The 20,744-nt window shown below is 54.2% G+C and carries 18 protein-coding genes and 1 tRNA gene; 13 read left to right on the top strand and 6 right to left on the bottom strand.

All coding sequences use genetic code 11. The annotated features are described in order from the left end of the window. The first annotated feature begins 44 nt into the window (after positions 1–44). From K6L24_RS07120 to yejF, 8 genes are all read left to right on the top strand, one after another. Positions 45–1,013: a CobW family GTP-binding protein gene (locus K6L24_RS07120; RefSeq protein ID WP_062742895.1), complete on the top strand. Its 969-nt coding sequence runs from the start codon at positions 45–47 to the stop codon at positions 1,011–1,013. A gap of 51 nt (positions 1,014–1,064) precedes the next feature. After that, on the top strand, positions 1,065–1,772 hold the full coding sequence (locus K6L24_RS07115; RefSeq protein ID WP_222682103.1) for a phosphatase PAP2 family protein: 708 nt from the start codon (positions 1,065–1,067) through the stop codon (positions 1,770–1,772). Between the two features lie 508 nt (positions 1,773–2,280). Next, positions 2,281–2,853, top strand: coding sequence for a bifunctional murein DD-endopeptidase/murein LD-carboxypeptidase (mepS, locus tag K6L24_RS07110; protein WP_062742897.1), 573 nt, complete (start codon positions 2,281–2,283; stop codon positions 2,851–2,853). A 227-nt stretch (positions 2,854–3,080) separates the two neighbouring features. Then, positions 3,081–4,667 carry a cyclic di-GMP phosphodiesterase gene (locus tag K6L24_RS07105; RefSeq protein WP_062742898.1) on the top strand — a complete coding sequence of 529 codons (1,587 nt, stop codon included), beginning with the start codon at positions 3,081–3,083 and terminating at the stop codon, positions 4,665–4,667. 96 nt (positions 4,668–4,763) lie between these two features. Beyond that, on the top strand, positions 4,764–6,572 hold the full coding sequence (locus K6L24_RS07100; protein WP_062742899.1) for an extracellular solute-binding protein: 1,809 nt from the start codon (positions 4,764–4,766) through the stop codon (positions 6,570–6,572). An 11-nt stretch (positions 6,573–6,583) separates the two neighbouring features. After that, positions 6,584–7,678 carry a microcin C ABC transporter permease YejB gene (locus tag K6L24_RS07095; RefSeq protein WP_062742900.1) on the top strand — a complete coding sequence of 365 codons (1,095 nt, stop codon included), beginning with the start codon at positions 6,584–6,586 and terminating at the stop codon, positions 7,676–7,678. After that, positions 7,675–8,700 (top strand): microcin C ABC transporter permease, encoded by a 1,026-nt coding sequence (locus K6L24_RS07090; RefSeq protein WP_222682102.1) that lies wholly within the window; start codon positions 7,675–7,677, stop codon positions 8,698–8,700. The genes K6L24_RS07095 and K6L24_RS07090 overlap by 4 nt, the downstream gene beginning before the upstream one ends. A 1-nt stretch (position 8,701) precedes the next feature. Continuing rightward, positions 8,702–10,285, top strand: a complete 1,584-nt coding sequence (gene yejF / locus K6L24_RS07085) for a microcin C ABC transporter ATP-binding protein YejF (protein WP_062742902.1) — start codon at positions 8,702–8,704, stop codon at positions 10,283–10,285. A gap of 11 nt (positions 10,286–10,296) precedes the next feature. Here yejF and K6L24_RS07080 read toward each other — a convergent pair whose 3' ends face one another. The 3 genes from K6L24_RS07080 to rsuA form a co-directional block, all read right to left on the bottom strand. Beyond that, a complete protein-coding gene (locus K6L24_RS07080) occupies positions 10,297–10,644 on the bottom strand; it encodes a YejG family protein (protein ID WP_084344124.1) in 348 nt (115 codons plus the stop codon). Positions 10,645–10,984: 340 nt separating this feature from the next. Next, positions 10,985–12,187, bottom strand: a complete 1,203-nt coding sequence (locus K6L24_RS07075) for a Bcr/CflA family multidrug efflux MFS transporter (RefSeq protein WP_222682101.1) — start codon at positions 12,185–12,187, stop codon at positions 10,985–10,987. A 29-nt stretch (positions 12,188–12,216) separates the two neighbouring features. Further along, positions 12,217–12,921 carry a 16S rRNA pseudouridine(516) synthase RsuA gene (gene rsuA, locus K6L24_RS07070; RefSeq protein WP_062742905.1) on the bottom strand — a complete coding sequence of 235 codons (705 nt, stop codon included), beginning with the start codon at positions 12,919–12,921 and terminating at the stop codon, positions 12,217–12,219. A 204-nt stretch (positions 12,922–13,125) separates the two neighbouring features. Between rsuA and radD the strand changes: the two genes are divergently transcribed. Both radD and rplY read left to right on the top strand, forming a co-directional pair. Next, positions 13,126–14,880: a DNA repair helicase RadD gene (gene radD / locus K6L24_RS07065; protein ID WP_137269788.1), complete on the top strand. Its 1,755-nt coding sequence runs from the start codon at positions 13,126–13,128 to the stop codon at positions 14,878–14,880. Positions 14,881–15,050: 170 nt separating this feature from the next. Then, on the top strand, positions 15,051–15,335 hold the full coding sequence (gene rplY, locus K6L24_RS07060; protein ID WP_062742907.1) for a 50S ribosomal protein L25: 285 nt from the start codon (positions 15,051–15,053) through the stop codon (positions 15,333–15,335). Between the two features lie 182 nt (positions 15,336–15,517). Here the strand turns inward: rplY and yejK are convergent, their stop codons facing one another. After that, positions 15,518–16,522 carry a nucleoid-associated protein YejK gene (gene yejK / locus K6L24_RS07055; RefSeq protein ID WP_062742908.1) on the bottom strand — a complete coding sequence of 335 codons (1,005 nt, stop codon included), beginning with the start codon at positions 16,520–16,522 and terminating at the stop codon, positions 15,518–15,520. A 170-nt stretch (positions 16,523–16,692) separates the two neighbouring features. On the opposite strand from yejK, the gene K6L24_RS07050 reads away from it, so the two are divergent. The 3 genes from K6L24_RS07050 (at position 16,693) to K6L24_RS07040 (ending at position 18,844) form a co-directional block, all read left to right on the top strand. Beyond that, on the top strand, positions 16,693–16,920 hold the full coding sequence (locus K6L24_RS07050; RefSeq protein ID WP_062742909.1) for a YejL family protein: 228 nt from the start codon (positions 16,693–16,695) through the stop codon (positions 16,918–16,920). A gap of 21 nt (positions 16,921–16,941) precedes the next feature. Beyond that, positions 16,942–18,693 (top strand): LPS biosynthesis-modulating metalloenzyme YejM, encoded by a 1,752-nt coding sequence (gene yejM, locus K6L24_RS07045; protein WP_118663714.1) that lies wholly within the window; start codon positions 16,942–16,944, stop codon positions 18,691–18,693. 74 nt (positions 18,694–18,767) lie between these two features. Further along, positions 18,768–18,844, top strand: a tRNA-Pro gene (locus tag K6L24_RS07040). Positions 18,845–19,033: 189 nt separating this feature from the next. Here K6L24_RS07040 and K6L24_RS07035 read toward each other — a convergent pair. Together K6L24_RS07035 and K6L24_RS07030 are read right to left on the bottom strand one after the other, a co-directional pair. Continuing rightward, positions 19,034–19,801, bottom strand: coding sequence for a hypothetical protein (locus K6L24_RS07035; RefSeq protein ID WP_137269787.1), 768 nt, complete (start codon positions 19,799–19,801; stop codon positions 19,034–19,036). A 329-nt stretch (positions 19,802–20,130) separates the two neighbouring features. After that, entirely contained in the window at positions 20,131–20,730 is a 600-nt protein-coding gene (locus tag K6L24_RS07030) for a helix-turn-helix domain-containing protein (protein ID WP_137269786.1), read from the bottom strand. Positions 20,731–20,744: the final 14 nt, after the last annotated feature.

Raw genomic sequence — 20,744 nt, 5'->3', positions numbered from 1 at the left:
CTGAAGAACAGTAAATATCATTAAAGTTTTACTCAGGAGTGCACATGACCCGCGTCAATCTGATCACCGGCTTCCTCGGGAGCGGCAAAACCACGACCCTGCGCCATCTGCTGGCGACTAAACCTGCAGGCGAACGGTGGGCCATACTGGTCAACGAGTTTGGTGAAATTGGCATAGACGGCGCCCTGCTGGCAGAGACGGGCGCGGTACTGAAGGAGATCCCTGGCGGCTGCATGTGCTGCGTAAATGGTCTGCCGATGCAGGTCGGGCTGAATACCTTGCTGAAGCAGGCTAAACCAGACCGCCTGCTGATTGAACCTACCGGGCTCGGGCATCCTAAACAGATCCTCGATATGCTGTCTGCTGCAGTTTATCAACCCTGGATAGACCTCCGCGCCACGCTGTGCCTGCTGGATCCACGACAGCTGGCGGATGAACGGGTCATCCGGAATGAAAACTTTCGCGACCAGCTGGCCGCTGCCGACATTATTATTGCCAATAAGCAGGACCGCTGGGCAGAGGCTGACCGGGAAGCCCTGCAGAGCTGGCATCAGCAATCATCGCCGTCGCGCCAGCTGATCGTCACCACTCACGGTCAGATTGATCCGGCGCTGCTTGACCTGCCACGGACCCATCAGGCGGTGCTGCCTGCACCGTCGCACCATCACTCGCCGTCTCAGCATGGCCTGGCAGCCCTGAAGCTGAACGACAGTGCACGCTGGCGACGGGCACTCAATCAGGGTCAGGGCTACTACGCCTGCGGCTGGATTTTCGACAGTGATACCGTCTTTGATACCATTGGTCTGCTGGAGTGGGCGAGGCAGGCTCCGGTGTCACGGGTGAAAGGCGTACTGCGTATTGCCGAAGGGCTGGTGAGCATTAATCGCCAGGGGGCAGATTTTCATATTGAAACGCGGCCATCAGCACCGCCTGACAGCCGGATCGAGCTGATCCACGATGAGCAGGCAAACTGGAATATTTTACAAACGGCTCTGTTGAATCTTCGTTTATAATATCAGGCATACTCTACGCGCGAACTTTCTTAAAAAAACCTTAATTCTGATATGAATATTAAACGATTGCTGCTTATTCTGTTGCTGAATGCTCTCGGCCTGGCGCTGTTTTTCTCCTGGTACCTGCCAGTGGATCACGGGCAGTGGTTCACGCTGGATAAAACTATTTTTTACTGGTTCAACCAGCGTCTGGTAACGAACCAGGCATTGCTGTGGCTGGTGGCGATCACCAACTTCCGCGCGTTTGATGCCGTATCCCTCCTGGCGATGGGCGCCCTGTATCTGCACTTCTGGCGTCAGGAGACACCTCAGGGCCGTCGCCGCATGTTTGCCATTGGCATCACCATGTTAATTACCGCAGTGTGTCTGAATCAGCTTGGTCATCAGATCCCGGTATCTCACGCCAGTCCGACAAAGTTCTTCCCGGATGTCAATCATGTGACACAGCTCACCGGCATTCCGACTAAGGACTCTTCCGCGGACAGTTTCCCCGGTGATCACGGTATGATGCTGATGATATTCGCCTGCTTTATGCTGCGTTATTTCACCCGTCGCGCCTTTGCCCTGGCAGTCATAATTGTGCTGGTCTTTGCCCTGCCGCGCGTAATGATTGGGGCACACTGGTTTACCGATATTGCGGTGGGTTCCCTTTCCATTGTGCTGGTAGGTATGAGCTGGTGGTTACTGACACCCGCCAGTGATTATCTGGTGAACTGGCTGTATCGTAATCTTCCGGGAAAATACAAACCGGTTAAATAAACCCGTATTTCTCCGTACGCGCGGAAAAGAATAGGGCGACCGTCACCCTGCCGTCAGAGAAGACTTCTGGCGGCAAAACAGGGAGATTCGTTCTGCCACCTCCCCCCTTTCCCTCAGCGCAAACCCCTGAAACCCACGCCTGTCCAGTGAGATTATTCTGATTTTCACTTGACCCACGGCATGTCGCAGCAAAGTTGGCCTTAAGCACAAACGGATCAGCTGATAATTGACGATAATGTAATCAATTCGTTACTTAATGATTTCATATCACAAAAACCGACAAAAAAGTGCTTAAAAGCCCTCGCCATGGGCTATGTAATGGGGTAACCTCGTCTTCGATTAGGCGAAATGGCTAAAGTATTTCGGTAAGTTACATTTTAAATTGTGCTCAATTACACATTTTAACGTTTTCCGAATTGTCTTACCCTCCGGCACTAATTAATCTCGTCTCGTTTCGCAATTCTGCTAACGACTTCGTCGTTAAGGACTTCAAGGGATCACAAAAATAATGGTCAAGTCTCAACCTATACTGAGATATATCTTGCGGGTTCTTCCCGCCGTCGCGCTCGCGACACTGTTGTCAGCCTGTAGTTCGAACAGCGGACACAATGTACAAACTGATACTCATGCAGTTAAAAATCAGAATGGTTTTTTACTTCAAGCGTCTCAGGATGAATTCGAACAGATGGTTCAGAATGTGGATATTAAATCCCGCCTGATGGACCAGTATGCGGACTGGAAAGGGGTACGTTACCGCCTTGGCGGTACCAGCAAACGTGGCATCGATTGCTCTGCGTTTGTCCAGACCACATTCCGTGAACAGTTTGGTATGGATCTTCCGCGCTCAACCTACGAGCAGGAAGATACCGGAAAAAGTATCCAGCGCGCGAAACTGCGCCCCGGTGATCTGGTGTTGTTCCGTGCAGGTTCCACGGGTCGTCATGTCGGTATTTATATCGGTAATGACAACTTCGTTCATGCCTCTACGAGCAGCGGTGTGATGATTTCGAACCTGAATGAATCTTACTGGAAAAACCGTTATCGCGACGCTCGTCGGGTACTGAGCCGAACGCAGAGCTGACCTCATTCCCTTGAAGTCTGCGAACACGAGATAAAAAACGCTGCTTATGGCAGCGTTTTTTTTGCCTTTTATTCCCCACCTCTCACCTGCCCAGTTGAGGGATTGATTATCAACAATAAGATAGAGACAGACTCCCCTCCCCCGTTATATTCTCACTGGCTGACGCCAGAAGAAATTTGCTCGTTATCAACAATAATAAAATCGGCGAATACGGGAGAAATAACCGAATGCCACTATCTACCCCCGTCAGGCGGCAGGTGACTCAGCCGCGTAAGATAGTAATTCTCAGTGCGACCATCGGTTTTATTTTTTTTCTGCTGTTTCTCATCATTATGCTGACGCTGACCTGGAACCGCCGCTCTGCAGAGCATGACCGCCTCGCCAGCTATACGCAGCGTTATGTGGCCAGCGTCTTCTCGGATCTGCGTACGACCCTGCAACCCCTTCAGGCAAATATCCACTCCTCCTGTGAACAGGTGCGCAACGATCTCACGCAGCGTTCAGCCTTTGCGCCCAACGTGCGGGCGATATTGTTAGTCAATAACCGCCGTGCTTTTTGCTCATCTGCCACCGGCCCTATGCAAATGGATGTCCAACAGATATCCCCCCTCACCGAGGTCAGCAACACTACAGATATCCGGCTGATCCCCGGGACGCCAATGATGCGTGGCAAACCCGCCATCGTTTTATGGCTGAAAAATCCTGCTTATCCGGGCAGCGGCGTTTTCACTACCCTCAATATCAACCTCACGCCTTATCTTTTACTGGCCTCCCGCGATCAGCAAATTAGCGGCATAGCGATAGTGGCCGGAGAGAGTGCGATGACCACCTGGAATGAGCGCGTGATCAAACGCAGCGCACTGCCTGGGCATGCCTTGCGTACCATCGCGATCCCGGGATATCCCCTGACGCTGAATCTCTACGGAGAAGCCCTGCCGCAGCGTGATATCCATCTCATTCTTTTGTCGGGGCTGTTGATGGGAATGCTGATTACCTGCGGATGTTTCCTGATGTTTACGCTGCGGCTGAGAGCGGGCAAAGAGATTATGCTGGGCATTAAGCGCGGGGAGTTTCATGTGGAATATCAGCCTGTCATCGAAACAGCCAGTGGAAAACCTTACGGTCTGGAGGCGCTTTTACGCTGGACACACCCGACGGAAGGGCGTATTCCACCGGATTCATTTATCCGCTACGCCGAAGGCCAGAATCTGATTGTGCCCCTGACCCGGCATCTGTTTACACTGGTGGCTCAGGATGCCCATCGTTTGTGCAAAGTCGCCCCCGTCGGGACGCGGATGGGCGTCAATTTGTCCTCTCATCATCTTGCACACCCCAGTTTCTGCCAGGATGTGCTGGACTGGATAGCCAAGATGCCAACCGGGCATTTTGAATATGTTTTTGAAATCACAGAAAGTGCGATGGTCAATGATAATAACGCTGATAAAATATTTGACTGGATCCGTCAGCAGAATATCCGTATCGCCATTGATGACTTTGGCACCGGCCACAGCGCGTTAATCTACCTTGAGAAATTCCAGTTTGATTACCTTAAAATTGACCGCGGCTTTGTGCAGAGTATCGGCATGGAAACGGTCAACACCCCCGTACTGGATGCCGTGCTGGCGCTGGCGAAAAAACTCAACCTGAAGACGGTGGCAGAGGGCGTCGAAACCGCAGAGCAGGCATTGTGGTTAATTAACCGTGGCGTGACGCACCTGCAGGGCTACCTGTTCAGCCCCCCCTGTACCGTCCCACAGCTTATCGGCTACTATCGGCAGCAACACGCGCCGGCCCTGAGCAACATACGGGTTTGAACGGGGGAAAACCTTTTAATATCATTGTGTCATCGTGGTTTTACTGCCAGGCTGGCGAAATTAACCAATGTGTTTCCGGTGGGAGTCTGTTGAACCATGATTATGCGTGGTATTGCCTTAGTCATCTTCAGCCTGTATACGGCCTGCGTCCAGGCTGAGAAAATCAATCAAAGTGACAGCTTCGCCCAGCTTGGTGTGGCGAAGTATGCCGGTGGGTTTACCCATTTTGATTATGCCAATCCTGCCGCACCGAAAGGCGGCAGTGTGACACTGTCGGCAATAGGCACCTTTGATAATTTTAATCGCTTTGCGATGCGCGGCAGCCCAGGGGTGGGAACAGAATCACTCTATGACCGCCTGTTTACCTCTTCCGATGATGAAGTGGGCAGCCTGTATCCACTGATTGCGGAGTTTGCCCGCTATCCCGATGATTACCGCTGGGTGGAAGTGACCATCAATCCGCGGGCGCGTTTTCAGGATGGTTCACCCATTACCGCTGCGGATGCTGCCTTTACATTCAACCTGTTTATGACCCAGGGCGTACCGCAGTATCGCGTGTTTTATAAAGGCGTGACGGCAAAAGCCCTGTCACGCTTTACTGTCCGCTTTGATCTGCCGAAAAGCGACCGCGATAAGATGCTGTCTCTGCTCGCCTCTCCGGTATTTCCGGAAAAATACTGGAAGGATCATAAACTGGGAGAACCGCTGCCCGCGCCACCGTTATCCAGCGGCCCCTATCGGATCAGCGCCTATAAAGTGGGCCAGTCGATCACCTATTCCCGGGTAAAAAACTACTGGGCGGCAGATCTGCCGGTCAATAAAGGCCGCTATAACTTCGATACCATCCGCTACGACTATTATCTGGACGATAATGTGGCATTTGAGGCATTCAAAGCCGGTGCGTTTGATTTCCGCACCGAAGGGGCGGCGAAAAAGTGGGCCACGCAGTACAACGGCACTAACTTCGATCGGGGTTATATCCGCAAAGAAGAGGTGCCCAACACCGTAGCAACCAATACCCAGTGGCTGGCGTTTAATACGCAGAAACCTCAGTTTGCCGACCGGCGGGTACGGGAAGCCCTCTCGCTGCTGTTTGATTTTGAATGGATGAACAAAGCGCTGTTTTATAATGCCTACAAGCGCGTGGACAGCTATTTCCAGAATACAGATTACGCGGCACGTCACTACCCGGATGCCAAAGAACTGGAGATACTCGGTCCGCTGAAGGGGCAGTATCCACCAGAGGTGATCGATCAGATCTATCAGCCACCAACCTCTGACGGTTCCGGCTACGACCGCCCCAAATTACTCCAGGCACTGTCACTGCTGAAGCAGGCGGGCTGGGAGCTGAAAAACCAGCAACTGGTGAACGTCAAAACCGGCAGGCCTTTTGCGTTTGAACTGCTGCTGCGCAGCGGCGGTAATGACCAGTGGGTGCTGCCTTTCCAGCATAATCTTTCCCGCGTCGGGATCACCATGAAGGTACGCCAGGTGGACAGTTCGCAGTATCTGGCACGCCTGCGCAAGCGTGACTTTGATATGCTGCCAACCGTTTACTCCGCTTTCCCGACCCCGGATACCGGCCTGCAGTTTTACTGGGCGACCGCCTATATGGATTCCAGCTATAACACGCCAGGCGTCAGCAGCCCGCTGATTGACGATCTGATCGCCCGCATTAACCAGCATCAGGGCGATGCCCCGGCGCTGCTGACGCTGGGTCGGGTACTGGATCGCGTCCTGCTGTGGAACTATTACATGATACCGATGTGGTACACCGCCAACGACCGTTATGCCTACTGGAATAAGTTTTCGATGCCAACGACGCGTCCAACCTATGCGCAGGGTTTCGATAACTGGTGGTACGATGTTAACAAAGCCGCACAGTTGCCGGCGCAACGTCGCTAAGGAGTCAGACTGTGGGTGCTTATTTACTTCGTCGTTTACTGCTGATCGTCCCCACGCTGTGGGCGATTATCACCATCAATTTTTTTATCGTGCAGATTGCGCCGGGCGGCCCGGTGGATCAGGCGATTGCCAATATTGAATTCGGCCAGACCACCGGCATGCCGGGTGCTGCCGGGGAAGGATCGGCCCACGGCCGCAGCGCCCTCAATGCATCCCCGGGGGAGGGAGAGTATCGTGGTTCACGCGGCCTTGATCCGGAAGTGATCGCAGAAATCACCCGTCGTTACGGCTTTGACAAACCGCTGCATGAGCGTTATTTCACCATGCTGTGGAACTACGTGCGCTTTGATTTTGGCGACAGTTTGTTCCGCAGCAGTTCGGTGATCCAGCTGATCAAAGAGAGCCTGCCGGTCTCGGTGACGCTCGGGTTATGGAGCACACTCATTATCTACCTGGTGTCGATCCCGCTAGGGATTAAAAAAGCAGTACGCAACGGCAGCGCCTTTGATATCTGGAGCAGCACGCTGATCATCATCGGCTATGCCATCCCGTCCTTCCTGTTCGGTATTATATTGATTGTGGTCTTTGCCGGAGGCAGCTACTTCGACTGGTTCCCGCTGCGCGGACTGGTTTCCCCACAGTTTGATACCCTGCCGTGGTATGGCAAAGTGACCGATTATCTCTGGCACATCTGCCTGCCGGTGCTGGCGACGGTCATCGGCGGCTTCGCCACCCTCACCATGCTGACGAAGAACTCCTTTATGGATGAGATCCGCAAACAGTACGTAGTGACCGCCCGTGCCAAGGGGCTGGACGAGAAAAAAATCCTCTACCGCCATGTTTTCCGAAATGCCATGCTGTTAGTCATTGCCGGGTTCCCGGCGACCTTTATCAGTATGTTCTTCACCGGTTCACTGTTGATCGAAGTGATGTTCTCCCTCAACGGCCTGGGCTTACTGGGCTACGATGCTACTATTCAGCGTGACTACCCGGTCATGTTCGGCACGCTGTATATTTTTACGCTGATTGGGCTGTTGCTGAATATTCTCAGCGATATTACCTATACGCTGGTTGATCCGCGCATTGATTTTGAGGGGCGCTCATGAGCCGTTTAAACCCCATTAATCAGGCACGCTGGGCGCGCTTTCGCCATAACCGCCGGGGCTACTGGTCACTGTGGATCTTCGCTGTGCTGTTTATTCTCTGCCTGGGCGCAGAGCTGCTGGCCAATGATAAGCCGCTCATCGTGCATTACCAGGACCGCACCTACTTCCCGCTGCTGGTAAATTATCAGGAGAGCGATTTCGGTGGCCCGCTGGCGACCCCGGCCGACTACCAGGACCCGTGGCTTAAATCCCGCCTGGACCAAAGTGGCTGGGCACTCTGGGCCCCGATCCGCTTTGGTGATGATACGATTAATTTTGCCAGCACGGTGCCCTTCCCTTCGCCACCGTCAGCGCAAAACTGGTTAGGAACGGATGCTAACGGCGGCGACGTGCTGTCACGCATTCTGTATGGCACGCGTATTTCTCTGCTGTTTGGGCTGATGCTGACAGTAGCTTCCAGCGTGATAGGCATTTTTGCCGGTGCCGTGCAGGGTTACTTCGGTGGCCGGGTCGATCTGTGGGGGCAGCGTTTTATTGAAGTCTGGTCCGGGATGCCCACCCTGTTTCTGATTATCCTGCTCTCCAGCGTGATACAGCCGGGGTTCTGGTGGCTGCTGGGCATTACCGTGCTCTTTGGCTGGATGGGACTGGTGGGCGTGGTGCGCGCAGAGTTCCTGCGCACCCGTAACTTTGACTATATCCGTGCTGCGCAGGCGATGGGTGTCAGCGACTGGCGCATCATGTCACGGCATATGCTGCCAAACGCTATGGTGGCGACTCTCACTTATCTGCCCTTTATTCTCTGCGGATCGATCACGACCCTGACCTCACTGGATTTTCTCGGTTTTGGCCTGCCGCTGGGCTCGCCTTCGCTGGGCGAACTGCTGTTACAGGGCAAAAATAACCTGCAGGCGCCGTGGCTTGGCCTCACCGCCTTTTTCTCACTGGCGATCCTGCTGTCGCTGTTAATCTTTATCGGTGAAGCGGTACGCGACGCCTTTGACCCGAGCAAGGTGTATTGATATGGCACTGCTAACCATTCAGGATCTCAGTATCGCTTTTCGCCAGGGCGGTGAAGAACGGCAGGTGGTTGACGGGCTGTCACTCTCCGTCGACGCCGGCGAGACGCTGGCGTTGGTGGGTGAGTCCGGCTCAGGGAAAAGCGTCACCGCGCTGTCAGTCATGCGCCTGCTGCCCACCCCGCCGGTGGTCTATCCGCAGGGTGATATTCTCTTTGACGGACAAAGCGTGCTGCGTGCCGATGAGCGCACGCTGCGCGGACTGCGGGGGAATCGCATCGCGATGATCTTCCAGGAGCCGATGGTATCGCTTAACCCGCTGCATAACATTGAAAAACAGCTGTACGAGGTGCTGTCGCTGCATCGCGGAATGCGCCGTGAGGCGGCGCGGGCCGAAATGCTGACCTGTCTTGACCGCGTCGGCATCCGTCAGCCAGCCAGCCGCCTGAACGATTTCCCACATCAGCTTTCCGGCGGTGAACGCCAGCGCGTGATGATTGCGATGGCGCTGCTGACCCAGCCCGAACTGCTGATCGCAGATGAACCCACCACCGCGCTGGATGTCACCGTACAGGCGCAAATCCTCACGCTGCTGAAAGAGCTGAAGCAGGAGCTCAATATGGGGCTGCTGTTTATTACGCACAACCTGAATATTGTCCAGCGCCTGGCGGATAACGTCACCGTAATGCGTCAGGGTCAGGCGGTTGAACACAACAGCACACGCCAGCTGTTCAGCACCCCGCAGCACGCCTATACACAGCAGTTATTGAATGCCGAACCCGAAGGCCAGCCTGACCCGGCCGATGCACACGCAGAGCCGCTATTGCGCGTGGAAAACCTGGCCGTTGCGTTCCCGATTAAACAGGGGTTGATGAGACGCACGGTAGGCTATCATCACGCGCTCAAATCCCTCAGTTTTACCCTGCGTCCGGGCGAAAGCCTCGGCCTGGTGGGCGAGTCAGGCTCCGGTAAAAGTACGACCGGGCTGGCCCTGCTGCGCCTGCTGCACTCGGAGGGGGAAATCTGGTTTAACCAGCAGCCGCTGCACCGTTGGAATCGCCGGGAAATGCTGCCGGTGCGCCGTCAGATCCAGGTCGTATTTCAGGATCCCAACTCGTCCCTGAATCCCCGGCTGAACGTATTACAGATCATCGCCGAAGGCCTGCAGGTACATCACCCTGAGCTGAACGCAGCCGAACGCGAAGCACGGGTGATCACCGCCATGCAGGAGGTGGGTCTGGATCCTGATACGCGTCAGCGTTATCCGTCAGAGTTCTCCGGCGGACAGCGCCAGCGCATCGCGATTGCCCGCGCGCTGATCCTGCAGCCACAGCTGATCATTCTTGATGAGCCGACCTCTTCCCTTGACCGGTCGGTGCAGAAGCAGATCCTCGCCCTGCTGAAAAAACTTCAGCAGCAGCACCGTCTGGCCTACATTTTTATCAGCCACGATCTGCGCGTGGTACGTTCGCTGTGCCATCAGGTAGTGGTGCTGCGTCAGGGAGAGGTGGTGGAACAGGGTGGGTGTGAAGCCGTCTTCAGCGCCCCGCAGCAGAGTTATACACAGCAGCTGCTGGCCCTGGCCTGATCGTCAGTGGTTCAGGCACGGCGGTCAATGAGAAAAGGTTCGGCAATCCCCACCCCGAAGCTTTTCAGGCGGCAGGTGGTGGCGGACTCATCGTCGCGATGCACAAACAGGCAGGGTTCCCCTTCCCATTCCACGACGGTACAGGCCAGTTGAATTTCAGCCAGCGCAGCTTCAATTTTTTGCATGATCTCCCAGGCACAGGCACCATCGTGACTCAGCAGCCGAAGCCCGATCAGATCATCTTCATTATGTAGTCCGTTCAGCGCCTGCGCTTCGATCACCTGCCCACGTGGACTGGCGCACCAGCGATAGCGTTGCGGCAAACGATGTACCACCGAATGTTGTAGCGTATTCAACAGGGTTCCCCAGAGCGATTTTTAAACAATATTTTCACAAATAATTCACAAGGTAAATCATCATTTCTTGCCAGCCGTTCAAGCTATTAATAACTGGCACTATTTACCCTGAACACAGTTACCGGGTGACGAAATAAAACACGTCTCCGGCCTTTTTTTGGGAGCAAGATCCCATTTATTCGATACTTTTACCGCGTTCATCATCTGATAACAATCGTTTTTAAACCGATGTTGTTACTTTTTTCAGGGAAGGTTTTTACAAAAAGGCAACATGAGAGGGCGGTGCAGGACAAGTCGTACTGTCGGATGCGGGACGATAATACGCTATCGTCCCGATACGAAATCAACCTGCGGTCGGGGTATGGCGTGGGCGTGAGGCGTAGATAAACAGCAGGATAGAAACCGTGGCGCAGATAAAGATCGCCCCCACCATTGGCCAGGCGCTGGTGAAAGTAAAGGTCGACAACAGCGCGCCTGCCAGCGCCCCGACGCCAAAGCGTAACGTCCCTGCCAGCGAGGATGCCGTTCCGGCCATATGAGGAAACTCTTCCAGTATCACCGCCATCGCGTTGGAGGAGACCATCGCCACGCAGCCGATAAACATCGCCACGCCAAACACCAGCGGTAAAAAGCCAAGGTTAAGCGCGCTGACCACTACCAGCCAGCCCCCCATTGAGAACTGGATCAGCAGGCCAAAACGGAACATCACCAGCGGGCCAAAACGGCGTACGCAGCGGCTGTTCAGCAGCGTCATCAGGAACAGGAAGACCACGTTCAGCGCAAAATAATAGCCAAAATCCTGCGGCGAGATATGGTTCAGCTCAATGTAGACAAATGGCCCGACATTCAGGAATGAAAACAGCCCGGCGAATGAAAATCCGCTTGCCAGCATATAGCTGAATACCCGTTTATGGCGGAAAAGTGACAGGAAGTTGCGCAGCGTGGTTCGCAGGCTGAAGGGCTGCCGCTTCTCTTTTGGCAGCGTCTCTTTTATCTGGGTCACGACCAGCAGCGTGGTGACCACTGCGGCGGCTGAGATCGTCCAGAAAATGGCGTGCCAGCTCCAGATCAGCAGCATCCAGCCGCCAACGATCGGCGCCAGCAGCGGCGCAATGGTCGTCACCAGCATGACAAAGGACATCATCCGCGAAAACTCCTCTCTCGAGTAGCTGTCACGCATCAGGGCGCTGATCACCACACTGCCCGCAGCGGCCGACAGGCCGTGCAGGAAACGCAGCGTGATCAGTTGGTCAATGGTTTGTGCCAGCGCACAGGCAGCCGCCGCAATGGCAAAGATCAGCGTTCCCGCCGCGATCACCGGCTTGCGGCCAAAACTGTCCGCCAGCGGCCCGTAAATTAACTGGCCCAGCGCAAAGCCAAGGATATAGGCATTCAGCGTCATCTGTACGCTGCCCGCCGATACCGAGAACTCACGTGCAATCTGCGGTAAGGCAGGAAGATACATATCGATCGACAGCGGCATCAGCATGGCCAGCAGGCCGAGGATCACCACTAACCCGATGGACGAGTTTTTATCTTTTGCCACACACTGCCCCTTTGATCGACCCAATTTAACTAACGCGTCAGTCCGACGCTGGCAATTTCTTCTTCCGTCAGCGGCCGGTAGTCACCGGGCGCCATATCAGCATCGAGCTGAATGGCACCGATACGCTCACGATGCAGTCCGACAACGTGATTGCCGACCGCAGCAAACATCCGTTTGACCTGGTGATAGCGCCCTTCACTGATCGTCAGACGAACCTGGTGCGGGTCGATCACCTCCAGCGTCGCGGGTTTAGTCAGTGTTTTTTCATTATGCAGTTGGACCCCGTCAGCAAATTGCTGCGCGGTATCGTCACTGAGCGGCGATTCCAGCGTCACCAGATAGGTTTTCTCACAATGGTGGCGCGGGGAGGTGATGCGGTGTGACCACTGACCGTCATCGGTCATCAGGACCAGGCCGGTGGTGTCGATATCCAGGCGTCCGGCGGCATGAAGCTTGTAGGCCGAGGGCTCCTCAAGGAAGAACAGCACTGTAGGATGATCCGGATCTTCCGTTGAGCAGACATAACCCACCGGCTTGTTCAGCATAAAATAGCGCGGACCGAGCTGCTGCTGCAGCGGATTGCCATCATATTCAACCTCGCTTTCAGGGCTCAGTTTAAATGAGCCGTCGCGTACCACTTCACCGTCGACGGTGACTTTCTTTGCACGCAGCTCACGCGCGGCGATGGCACGGCTGACTTCCAGTTGCTGGGATATAAATTTATCAAGTCGCATTAACTCTGCACTGCCTGTAATTGGTTTGGAATGGAAACGGACGAAAATCGTCTTATGATGTGGCGCAGGGCGCTCATCGGGAATGGAGACGTCAACAGATAAGCCACAAGTATAGCGGCAGAAGCCACTGAGGCACAGAGGGTATCGTATTCTTATGGCGCTTTCATGGCATAATGTCCCTTTGTTGCTGCTTTACAGGTCTTCATGTCGTTTACCTTACGCCCCTACCAGCAGGAAGCCGTTGATGCCACCATCAGCTACTTCCGTCACTCCTCTCAGCCTGCGGCGATCGTCCTGCCGACCGGGGCGGGCAAAAGCCTGGTAATTGCAGAGCTGGCGCGCGTGGCGCGTGGACGCGTTCTGGTGCTGGCTCATGTCAAAGAGCTGGTTGCTCAGAACCATGCGAAATATCAGGCTTACGGACTGGAGGCCGATATCTTTGCCGCTGGTTTACAGCGTAAAGAGAGCCAGGCCAAAGTGGTCTTTGGCAGCGTGCAATCCGTCGCCCGAAATCTGGCGCAGTTTAGCGCAGAGTTCTCTCTGCTGATCATCGATGAGTGCCATCGTATCAGCGATGCGGAGGACAGCCAGTATCAGCAAATCATCAATCAGCTGCGTCAGCATAACCCGCAACTGCGGCTGCTGGGACTGACCGCCACCCCTTACCGACTGGGTAAAGGCTGGATTTATCAGTTTCATTACCACGGTATGGTCAGAGGCAACGAACGCGCTTTCTTCCGTGACTGCATTTATGAGCTGCCGCTGCGCTATATGATTAAGCACGGCTTCCTGGTTCCGCCCGAGCGGCTGGATATGCCGGTGGTACAGTACGATTTCAGCCGTTTGCAGGCGCAGGAAAATGGCCTGTTCAGTGAGGCTGACCTGAATCGAGAGCTCAGGCAGCAACAGCGTATCACCCCCCATATCATCCAGCAGATTGTGGAATTCGCCCAACAGCGCGAAGGGGTAATGATTTTCGCCGCGACGGTCGAACATGCCCGCGAAGTGCTCGGCCTGCTGCCCGGCAGCAAAGCACTGATCAGCGCCGGTACGCCTGCCGCAGAGCGTGATGCCATGATTACCGCATTTAAAGCCCGCGAACTGCGCTACATGGTGAACGTTGCCGTGCTGACCACCGGATTTGATGCCCCGCATGTCGATCTGATCGCGATTCTGCGTCCGACCGAATCGGTCAGCCTGTATCAGCAAATTGTCGGGCGGGGGCTGCGCCTGAGCCCGGGTAAGACCGACTGTCTGATCCTCGATTATGCCGGTAACCCTCACGATCTTTTTACGCCTGAAGTGGGCGCACCGAAGGGAAAAAGCGACAACCAGCCGGTACAGGTCTTCTGTCCGGGCTGTGGCTTTGCCAATACCTTCTGGGGAAAGGCGACGGAAGATGGCACGATTATCGAACATTTTGGCCGTCGCTGTCAGGGAGTGCTGGAAGACGATGACGGGCAGCGTGAACAGTGTGACTACCGTTTTCGCTTTAAAAACTGTCCGCACTGTCACGCTGAAAATGATATTGCCGCACGGCGCTGCCGGGAGTGTGATGCCATTCTGGTCGACCCGGATGATATGCTGAAAGCCGCGCTAAAGCTGAAGGACGCTCTGGTGCTGCGCTGCGCCGCGATGGTGCTGGAAAGCGGCAGCGATGAGCAGGGAGAATGGCTAAAAGCGCGCTACTTTGATGAAGACGCCACGGAAGTCAGCGAACGTTTCCGGCTGAAAACCCCGGCCCAGCGAACCGCCTTCGAGCAGCTGTTCCTGCGCCCTCATCAACGCGCCCCCGGCGTTCCGCTGGGTTGGAAGAACGCCGCTGATATTCTTGCCCTGCAGCCGCTGCTGCGCCATCCCGATTTTGTCGTCGCCCGTAAGCAGCGCCATTTCTGGCAGATTCGGGAGAAAATATTCGATTATGAAGGCCGTTTTCGCCGGGCGAACGAACTGCGCTAAAACGGGCCTCCGGTACGGTGCGCCCTGCCCCACGACTTATTACATTGCCTGTACGGGCAAAGCCGGGTATAATTCCGCCCGCTTTTGCCTGGCTCTGTCGGGTAAAAGCTGAACACTCCACCTGTTGCTGGGTCGCCTGTAGCAGGAATAAAACTTGAAGAGACTTAAAAATGTTCACTATTAATGTTGAAGCTCGTAAAGAGCAGGGCAAGGGTGCGAGCCGCCGCCTGCGTTTAGCTAACAAATTCCCGGCCATCATCTATGGCGGAAATGAAGCAGCTGTTGCTATCGAACTGGACCATGACTCCGTACTGAACATGCAGGCAAAGCCTGGTTTCTACGACGAAGTTCTGACTCTGGTTGTCGATGGCAAAGAAACTAAAGTAAAAGTGCAGGCTGTACAGCGTCACCCGTTCAAGCCAAAACTGCACCACATCGACTTCGTTCGCGCTTAATCGCCCGTCCGTTTGATGTGAAAAAAACGCCGCTTAATGCGGCGTTTTTTTTCGTCTGAATCCGGCAGCCCGACTTGCCATCCACCGCTGTCGGGAATGCCCTTTTTCCCGGATGCCCCGTCTGGCCAGTCGCATGGGTAGCGAACGGCAAAAGAAGGTTCGCCACCGGGAAAATGAGAGCGTTATTTGCCGCTGGTACGGCGCTGTAACTGGTCACGCAGATTTGGCGGCGTGCCTTTGATAGTCAGGGTATCCGTCGCCGGATCCCAGAAGATACGCTCACCCAGCAGCATCGCATCAAAATTGATCGTCAGCCCGCCACCGCTACCGGCAAATTTGGTCAACTGACGCAGTGTACTGCGGTCGGCCGGAAAGCTCTCTTCCAGTTCATAGCCCTGCTCCTGAGTAAAGGCCTGGAAGGTTTTCTCTCCCCATGGGGGCAGCTCGTCAGACACCCCTTGCAGCGCGATCTCCTCACCGGATTTAAGCTGCTCGTTGCAGTAGGCCGACACCTGCTGACGATAATTCTGCCGCTCGTTTTTATCCAGGCTGGCCTCGGCGCAATAGTCATCAACGGCCTGGAGCAGGCCACGGTTTTGCGCTTTCGTATCCAGCCCGACGCTGGCACCGAGAAAGTCCATAAAGAAGTCGGCGACCTTGCGTCCTACCCGTCCGCGCAGGAAGGTCAGATAGCGCGTTGACTCCGGGTTGGTTTCCCACTCGGTCAGATCGATGCGTGCCACAATATCGGCATGGTTAATATCCAGATAATGGGTGCTGCTGATATCCAGCTCTTCGTTAACACGCATGCTGTTCTGGCTGCTCAGTACGGCAATCAGCAGGTACTCCACCGCAAGATAGCGATAGTGGCCAAACAGCACCACGCCCCCTTCTGCAAACGGATATTTACTTAACTCGTCGCGCAGGCGCGCACTGGCGGCACGGCTGAAAGCAAGAAAATCATTTTCCCCCTTGCGGCAGTTGCGCAGCGCATCGGCCAGCTCGCTCTCTTCATTGAACAGGCCATAGGCTTTGCTCTTGGCGCTGTAAACCCGATGCAGCTCTTCCATCATTGCCGTCACCGTCGCAGTGGACGGTAACAGTGAATCACGCAGAACCAGTTCCAGCGTCTGTTCGTCACGCTTGATCATCTGGTGAAGGGCAATCTGAGCGATATCCAGACTCATGGTAAACTCTCCTTTAGACACAGGCGCGTATTCAATCACTGTGCGCCCTTTCGATCAACTGCCAGAATCATGCACAGTTCATTCGCGTTTCTTTGCGATAAAAAAGCAGAAAAAAGCGCGTCCTTACGGTAAGATAGCGCTTTTTAAACCTCAGTAATAAAATAGACGTTATGGCACAATCATCCCGCTACAGCAACGAGCGCGTGGAGAAGATCCTCGCAGAAATGGTCCAGGTACTGGAAACTAACCAGACCCCAACCGATCTTTCCCTGATGGTTTTGGGAAATATGGTGACCAACTTACTGAATACCAGCGTGGCACCGGCACAGCGCCAAGCGATGGCACGTTCGTTTGCCGAGGCCCTGCAGGCTTCGGTACGCGATGAAAAAGCCCATTAATGAGACGATCCTGACCCCAATATGGTAACAAATCGGCAGCGCTACCGTGAAAAAGTCTCCCAGATGATTAGCTGGGGGCATTGGTTCGCCCTGTTTAACATCATTTTTGCCTTCATTCTTGGCAGCCGTTACCTGCTTGTCTCCGACTGGCCAGCCTCGCTGGCCGGCCGTATTTACGCGTTTAGCAGTTGGATCGGCCATTTCAGTTTTATCGTCTTTGCCGCCTACCTGCTGATTGTGTTCCCGCTCACCTTTGTGGTGATGTCCCAGCGGTTGCTGCGTTTTCTCTCGGCGATTATTGCCACCGCCGGAATGACATTGATTCTGGTCGACAGCGCCGTGTTCGCGCGCTTCCACCTGCACCTTAACCCGGTAGTCTGGGAACTGGTGGTGAATCCCGATCAAAGTGAGATGGCGCGCGACTGGCAGTTGATGTTTATTAGCGTGCCGGCCATTTTTCTGGTGGAGATGTTGTTTGCCACCTGGAGCTGGCAAAAGCTGCGCAGTCTGAACCGCCGCAGCTTTGGTAAACCGCTGGCAGGGCTGTTTATCAGCGCCTTTTTTGCCAGTCACCTGATGTACATCTGGGCTGATGCCAATTTCTATCGCCCTGTGACCATGCAGCGCTCTAACCTGCCTCTCTCCTATCCGATGACCGCCCGGCGGTTTCTGGAAAAACACGGCCTGCTGGATGCACAGGAGTATCAGCGCCGGCTGGTGCAACAGGGGAATCCTGAAGCGGTTTCCGTTGCCTATCCGCTCAACGATATTACTTTCCGGGACAGGGGCACGCGCAATAACCTGCTGGTGATAACCGTTGATGGGCTGAATGAAGCCTCCATGGCGAAGTCGCTGCCTAATCTGACACGTTTTGCCGAAAGTAACGTGCGCTTCAGCCAGCATTTCAGCTCGGGCACCCATGAAGATACCGGGTTGTTTGGTCTGTTTTACGGTATTTCGCCAAGCTATATGGATGGCGTACTGTCGTCGCGTATCCCTTCCACGCTGATTAATGCGCTGGGGCAGCAGGGTTATCAGTTCGGCCTGTTTGCCAGCGACGGCTTTAACTCGCCGCTTTATCGTCAGGCTTTGCTCACTGACTTCTCATTACCGGCGACGCAAAGCCAGTCGAATGCAGAAACAACCCGTCAGTGGCAGCGCTGGCTGGAAGGCCATAAAAGCGAAGATATGCCGTGGTTTTCCTACCTGTCTCTGTCGACTTCTGACAGCAGCGATGCGACGGAGAAGTTTAGTGCACGACGTTATAACCGCGCAGCAGCCGGCGTCGACCAGCAGATCCAGAACGTGCTGACCACCCTGGAGCAGAAGGGATTACTGGCCAATACCGTGGTGGTGATCACTGCCCAGCACGGCGTTGTGCTGAATGGTGAATCGGGTCAGGGAAACCGGGAAATGCTGCAGGTGCCCCTGGTCGTTCACTGGCCACAGACGCCGGCGCAGACCATCAATAAGCTGACCGACCATCAGGATATTATGACCACCCTGATGCAACGCCTGCTGCACGTGAGCACGCCAGCTCAAGACTATTCACAGGGCGAAGATTTGTTTGCCGCTCAGCGCCGCCACAACTGGGTGGCCAGCAGCACCAACCATCAACTGCTGATAACGACCCCTCAGGAGACGCTGGTGCTGGATAACAACGGAAACTATGCCGCGTGGGATCTGCAGGGGCAGAAGCTGAAAAACCACAAACCTCAGCTGGCCTTGCTGTTGCAGGTTTTGACGGATGAAAAACGCTTTATTGCCGACTAACTGTATAAATCTAAAGCAGTCAAGACGTTAGCATCTTGCATTCAGGAAGAAGTTCAGTAATATAGTCTCAACGTCGGCGCGTAGCGCAGCCTGGTAGCGCATCGTCATGGGGTGGCGAGGGTCGAGAGTTCAAATCTCTCCGTGCCGACCAATTTTTACTCTCCCCACAGCAACATCCCTGTTTCACTTCTTCCCCGACCCGGGTTCGCATCGTGGCACAAGCCACTACCGTGACAGGGTTCATTCAGCGTCATATCCCGTCCGGCGACTGATCCCAAACCCTTGTCTGTTTACCCGCCCCTCCGAATCAAACCCTTTTTATCCGTAGAAAACACCTTGATCAGTGGAAATGTGAATGCCCACCGAACCCCTCTGAGCGGCTGTTATCAGCACCGTAACCGTGCCCGCCGAAAGCGTGACTGTGAGCGTTGTCACTGCCACGATTATCATTGGTATGTACAGAATGCTGAGCGGCTTTATCGTGTGTATTACTGTTAGTCACATTAACGAAAGCCGGTACATGAGGAACAGATACCTGGGTAGAAGGTGCAAGAGTAGAAGCAGGTACCGTATGAGTCACACCGTTCACTGTGACATTAACAGGTGTGTTTGGCTTCAGGCTGCTAGCTGCAACGTTAATTGTAGCCACCTGTAATTGGGTGACATAGGAACGGTAAGTAGCACCAGTAATCTGAGGCTGCTTAGTGGGGGTGAGCTGTTTCCTCTGCACAGCAGGCACGCTGTAAGAAGGTGTTTTATGTGGTACTGCTTGAGGTGCGTTAATTGTAGGTGTGGCCTGTGGATGCTGTACCTGCGGTGAAGCAATTGGGCCACGCTGAGTTGCTGTAGCATTAGCCAGTGTGCTGATTGCACCTCTCATTTGTGCATTAGCATTAGTCTGTTCTCTTGCTGCACTTTCAGAAGCATCAGCCCATGAAGAAGGAGAACCACTTCCATATGAAGAAGCGGCGGCATTTACACGGCTTTCAGCCGCAGAACTCATACGGCTTGCATGTGAGAGTGCCTGTTCTCCCTGATGGATATCGGCAGCAAAAATTGAGAAAGAACAAGCAGAAGACATGAGAATTACAATCAATTTCATTTTCATTTGTTAATTTCCAAAGCAAATTAAGTTGACGTATTTATACACTTACCAAACAAACTGAAATTGATTTAGATCAACGAATATTGGAGAGTTTAGGGAAGTAACTGTTTTAGGTAGGAATCAAAATTGCAAAAAATTTTAAATTTTACGCAAAAGTTATAGAGTCACTGAGATATGACGTGACAAGTCATATATTACCCCCCGTTGCCCATGGTTTGTTTTGCCACGTGACACTCTTACAGGATCGGGAAGGGAGTGGCCTGATCCTGATGACAGTCAAAAGTTCGATTGACTCAACAAAGCCAAGCCATATTAAAGTCACTAGTACTGCATTAATGGCGCTCTGCCACCGTCATGGTAAAGATCAGCCAGCCTGTTCCCTCATTGGCATAATGATGTGGCACATCGGTTCTCGCCACCGCCGAACACCCTTTCGGCACGGTCAGCACGCAGCCATCCACCTGCAGGCTTAACACTCCCTCGTCGGTATGAAACAGTTCACAGGTACCCGCCGGATGACCGGCAGAAGAGAAACGTTCGCCCGGGGCCATCTCCCAGCGCCAGAGTTCGACCATATCTGGCCCACTGGTGCCTGCCAGCAAACGGGCCGTTCCGCCCTGCTCCCCTCGCCACAGAACGGGAATGTCTGCCTCCCCGACCAGATGAGCGGCGGGTTTACCCGCGACATCGACAATATCCGCCACCGATACCCCCATCGCAGCAGAGATTTTGCATAAGATCGCAATACTGGGATTGGCCGTGCCCTTTTCTATTTCAACCAGCATCCCTTTGCTGACGCCTGCCCGGCGTGATAATTCATCAAGGGTGAATTTTTGCTGCTTACGGAAATCTTTTATTCTGGCGGCCAGCGCGTGGCTTACCGAGTTCACATCAGCACCCAAATCAGTCGATATATTGACTTTTTCCGTCATTAGTCATTACCATG

It is taken from the genome of Erwinia persicina (assembly GCF_019844095.1).
GTDB lineage: Bacteria > Pseudomonadota > Gammaproteobacteria > Enterobacterales > Enterobacteriaceae > Erwinia > Erwinia persicina.
The sequence above is the reverse complement of the archived record's forward strand: the minus strand, read 5'-3'. Positions and strand labels throughout refer to the sequence as shown.